At 44.0% G+C, this 4,239-nt stretch carries 5 protein-coding genes; 1 reads left to right on the top strand and 4 read right to left on the bottom strand.

All coding sequences use genetic code 11. The annotated features are described in order from the left end of the window. Positions 1–193 precede the first annotated feature (193 nt). Together lolD and B4H32_RS10330 are read right to left on the bottom strand one after the other, a co-directional pair. On the bottom strand, positions 194–880 hold the full coding sequence (gene lolD, locus B4H32_RS10335) for a lipoprotein-releasing ABC transporter ATP-binding protein LolD (RefSeq protein ID WP_004682698.1): 687 nt from the start codon (positions 878–880) through the stop codon (positions 194–196). After that, a complete protein-coding gene (locus tag B4H32_RS10330; RefSeq protein WP_004682699.1) occupies positions 873–2,108 on the bottom strand; it encodes a lipoprotein-releasing ABC transporter permease subunit in 1,236 nt (411 codons plus the stop codon). The genes lolD and B4H32_RS10330 overlap by 8 nt, the downstream gene beginning before the upstream one ends. Before the next feature lie 25 nt (positions 2,109–2,133). Here B4H32_RS10330 and B4H32_RS10325 point away from each other — a divergent pair, with 25 nt between their 5' ends. Then, positions 2,134–2,718 (top strand): PilZ domain-containing protein, encoded by a 585-nt coding sequence (locus B4H32_RS10325; protein ID WP_004682700.1) that lies wholly within the window; start codon positions 2,134–2,136, stop codon positions 2,716–2,718. A gap of 19 nt (positions 2,719–2,737) precedes the next feature. Here the strand turns inward: B4H32_RS10325 and B4H32_RS10320 are convergent, their stop codons facing one another. Together B4H32_RS10320 and B4H32_RS10315 are read right to left on the bottom strand one after the other, a co-directional pair. Next, a complete protein-coding gene (locus tag B4H32_RS10320; RefSeq protein ID WP_004682701.1) occupies positions 2,738–3,631 on the bottom strand; it encodes a DMT family transporter in 894 nt (297 codons plus the stop codon). Between the two features lie 10 nt (positions 3,632–3,641). After that, complete coding sequence (locus B4H32_RS10315) at positions 3,642–4,115, bottom strand: YaiI/YqxD family protein (protein WP_004676796.1); 474 nt, start codon at positions 4,113–4,115, stop codon at positions 3,642–3,644. Positions 4,116–4,239: the final 124 nt, after the last annotated feature.

Raw genomic sequence — 4,239 nt, 5'->3', positions numbered from 1 at the left:
CGATTGCCAAAAACAGCCAGATCCACCATGTCTGGTCCACAAAAGGCAGACTTTTGCCCATGATTGCAATACCAGCAATCCAGCCCAATAAAATAATTTTTAACATGTGATTTTTTAATTAAGTTTTTGATTTTTCTGAACGCAAAATTAAAGCCCGTTTTCAGGGCTTTAACAAGAGATTAAGCAAAATAAATTATTTTGGATTAATCCATAAACCATCCTGCATATGCAGAATTGAATCGGCTGACTGTGCCAACTGCTCATCATGCGTCACAATCAACATTGCCATATTCAGCTCTTTTTTCAAGTCAGTCAGTAACTCAAAAATGCTCAAGGCTGTTTTACGGTCAAGGTTGCCTGTTGGTTCATCCGCAAGCACTACAGCAGGCTTGGTCACCAAGGCACGGGCTAAAGCCACACGCTGGCGCTCACCTCCTGAAAGCTCACCAGGTTTATGGTCTAAACGATGCGATAAACCGACACGATCAAGCAAGTATTCAGCCTGTTTCTTCACATCCTTAAAGTTACTTTCACGGCGCAACATTAACGGCATTGCCACATTTTCCAGCGCCGAAAACTCAGGCAGTAAATGATGGAACTGATAAACGAAACCCAGATATTGGTTACGCTTATAGCCACGCTCCGCTTCACCTAGATTGTCAAAACGTTGTCCTTGTAAAAAGACCTGTCCCTGTGAGGGTTGTTCCAAACCACCCAACACATGCAGCAGTGTACTTTTACCTGAACCACTCGAACCGACAATAGAGACGAACTCACCCGCGTTCACTTGCAGTGACAAGCCTTTGATCACTTCAACCTTAGTTTTGCCATCATCAAAATGTTTATAGATGTCTTTGGCTTCTAAAACAATCTTACTCATAACGCAACGCCTCGGCTGGTTGAACTTTGGCTGCACGCAATGCAGGGTAAATAGTGGCAAGGAAGCTTAACAATAATGAAACTGTGACAATCACCACCACATCCTGCCATCTGAGATAGGATGGTAGGTAATGCACAAAATAGGCATCAAACAGGTTCAAGCCTAAAGCAGTATTGAACCATGAAATAATATCACTGATGGTCAAGGCCAAGGTCACACCTAAAATTGTCCCTGCAATCGTTCCAATAACCCCAATCACTGTGCCCTGCACCATAAAGATTTTGGTAATCATGGAAGGTGAGGCACCCAGGGTACGCAGGATTGCAATGTCAGATTTTTTATCAGTCACGACCATGACTAACGATGAAACGATGTTAAATGCGGCCACTACAATAATCAGCACCAATAATAAACCGACTAGAGTCTTTTCCATCTGGATCGCATTGAACAAATTGCCATGCGTATAGGTCCAGTTGGATGCATAGAAGTTGCTTGGCAACTGGTTCACAATATCATTGGCCACTCTAGGGGCAGCAAAAATATCATCCAGTTTTAAGCGCACGCCCTGCGCACCATCTGGCAGACGCAACAAGGTTGAGGCATCATTCAGGGCGATATAGCCGACCATTGAATCCACCTCTGCCCCCACACTAAAAATACCCACGACCTTAAAACGTTTAAAACGCGGCACCACACCTGCTGGGGATGGTGTCGCCTCTGGCAGAACCAAAGTCACGTTGTCATTTAGGCCCAAGCCCAGTGCATCAGTCATATCCTTACCAAGGACAATACCGAACTCACCTTTTTTCAATGCATTTAAATCACCAGAAACCATGTGGTTTTGGATGATCGAAACCTTTTTTTCATATTCAGGCTCAATCCCTGTTACCATAATGCCAGCCACTTGTCCCTGGGCAGTCAACATGCCCTGTAACTGGGTAAATGGCGCGACTCCAGTGACATGCGGATGGCGTTCAACTCTTTTTACAAGCTCAGGCCAATCTGTTAGAATTTGAGTAGAAGAAACAGTGGCTTGTGGAACCATTCCCAGAACACGATTTTTTAATTCGCGGTCAAAACCATTCATGACAGATAACACTGTAATGAGGACAGCAACGCCCAAGGTTAAACCAATCATGGAAACCAGAGCGATGAAAGAAATAAAATGATTACTCCGCCGAGCACGAGTGTATCTCAACCCTATATACAGCGAAATTGGTTTAAACATACCATCTAGTCCGAGGTGATTTATTATGGAAAATACACTGCATCATGTTGCTGACGACAAAACTGAACGTCGCACGATGTCCCGTATTGATGCCGTGTTAAGAATCAATTATCAAATCATTCCAATAGATGCTGCCTTGAATGATCCCTATGATTCTCATTTTGTATTGCCTCGCTATTTTCTACTACTTGCTGAATTAGATCAATTTGATCATGCGCTTGGCTACGAATTAGAACAATTAAATGAAAAAGATCAACAAATTGCCCGTATCTTATCCCTTTTTAATCAAAAACTGAACCTGATTACAGGCTCTTTTTATGACAATATCGTGCAGTCGCTATTGCCTGTACCTGAGCAGGTTAATGTTTCTGAACATGGTCTAAGCTTTTTTAGCTCGCAGCCGCTTGCACAAGATGCCTATATCCATATTACTCTGAGCCATCCTGAAAATTTCTTTCATATTGCAGCAATTGCCCAAGTGGCTTATTGCAATGAAACAGAAGAACCACATGAATTTCGTATAGGTGCCTATTTCATCACCCTGCATCCGCAGGACCGTGCCAAGCTGGCTGCCAGTATTCAACAGGCGCAACAGGATGAGCCGAATTAGTCACAATGTGAGATATAACTTATATCTTTAAACGGCGATACAGGCCTAAATCTTTATAGAAATAAAGGAATAGGCCAAACAAAATTACCACAGCACCTACAAATACCTGAGCTGACAATTGCTCATGGTTCAGGTAAGCCCCGATCAATATCGCCAGCATTGGCGTCATCACCGTTGTTAATGACAGTGTGGTCGCCTTTAGGTTCTGCACCAGTTTAAAATAGCAGAACATGGCAATCAGTGAGGCCATAACCACAGTATAAGCAAGTGCCAATAGCGATTTGACTGAGGGCAAATGAGTGGGTGCATACTGCCAAATCCACGGCAAAAGCAAAGCTGCCAACACAGTTGAGACGAGAATTGAACCTGTCGCCTGCGCCATAGGCTGCACATCCGCATTAATCTTTTTCACCAGAAAAATCGAGAGTGAATAGGCAAATACACTGATCAGCATCAGGACAATCCCTATCGGCTGTACATGCTTCTGGCTACCGCTGAGACAGATCAAGGCTAACCCAGCAATTGATGTACCCATGCCCAGCCACTGCAATCCTGCCAGTTTTTGCTGGAAGGCAAAGCGTCCTATAAGTCCCGCCATAATCGGTGCCAACCCAAACATCAATGCGATTAAACCTGAGCTTAAATAGGCGGTGGCGGCATAGGTAAAGATCTGTGAACCAATCAGGCTTAATGAACCTGCGATATAGCTGAATAATGCAATTTTATGCGTGGGAAACTGAATCCTTAACAGCATTAAAATGGTTGCAGCCAGAGGCAAGGCAATAAAAAAGCGTAACACCAATGCCCACATAGGATGCAAATCAGCCACACTCCAGACAATTGCCAACGGTGTGGTTGCCCAGATAAACACCAGCAATCCATAGCTAAGCATGAGATTCATACGTGATGGCATAATGGCAGGCTCAAGAAGAAGCTGTTTTCCGTTTTTGCTTTAAAATGGTCTGGTCCAATGAGCTTGAAAACTCACGTTTATCCCGTTCCGAGATTGGCGGTGGACCGCCTGTCTGCACACCTGCGCCACGCAGTGTGTCCATGAAATCGCGCAAATGCAGACGGGCTTTAACATTCGCAGTAGTATAAATCTCACCACGAGGATGAATGGCAATACCCCCCTTTTCAATTACCTGGGCGGCAAGCGGAATATCCTGCGTAATAACAATGTCATTTTCCTGCATCCGTTCTACAATTTCCTGATCGGCTCGGTCTGCCCCACTCATCACCTGAATTGATTTAATCCGCACCGATGGGGTAATCCCCACATTTTGGTTGGCTACAAAAGTCACTTCCAGTTGGTAACGATCAGAGGCACGTAAAATCACCTCACGCAAAATTTTAGGCAGCGCATCAGCATCCACCCACAATTTAAATGGCAGCACGTTGGATAGGCTCAACAAGGAAAAAATATAGTGTAGCAGATTGCCATGACAGTGGAGTGAACAATACTGCCAATGTTGAGACAGGTATTTTTTTCATCTAAAAATGAATTAAATTCCATAGAAT

This window comes from Acinetobacter sp. UBA2063 (assembly GCF_002333245.1).
GTDB classification, from domain to species: Bacteria; Pseudomonadota; Gammaproteobacteria; order Pseudomonadales; family Moraxellaceae; genus Acinetobacter; species Acinetobacter parvus.
The sequence above is the reverse complement of the archived record's forward strand: the minus strand, read 5'-3'. Positions and strand labels throughout refer to the sequence as shown.

What these genes read in the sequence shown, in the direction of transcription:
- B4H32_RS10330 (WP_004682699.1), bottom strand. Translation starts at nt 2,108, where the DNA reads ATGTTTAAACCAATTTCGCTGTATATAGGGTTGAGATACACTCGTGCT.
- B4H32_RS10320 (WP_004682701.1), bottom strand. Translation starts at nt 3,631, where the DNA reads ATGCCATCACGTATGAATCTCATGCTTAGCTATGGATTGCTGGTGTTT.
- B4H32_RS10325 (WP_004682700.1), top strand. Translation starts at nt 2,134, where the DNA reads ATGGAAAATACACTGCATCATGTTGCTGACGACAAAACTGAACGTCGC.
- lolD (WP_004682698.1), bottom strand. Translation starts at nt 880, where the DNA reads ATGAGTAAGATTGTTTTAGAAGCCAAAGACATCTATAAACATTTTGAT.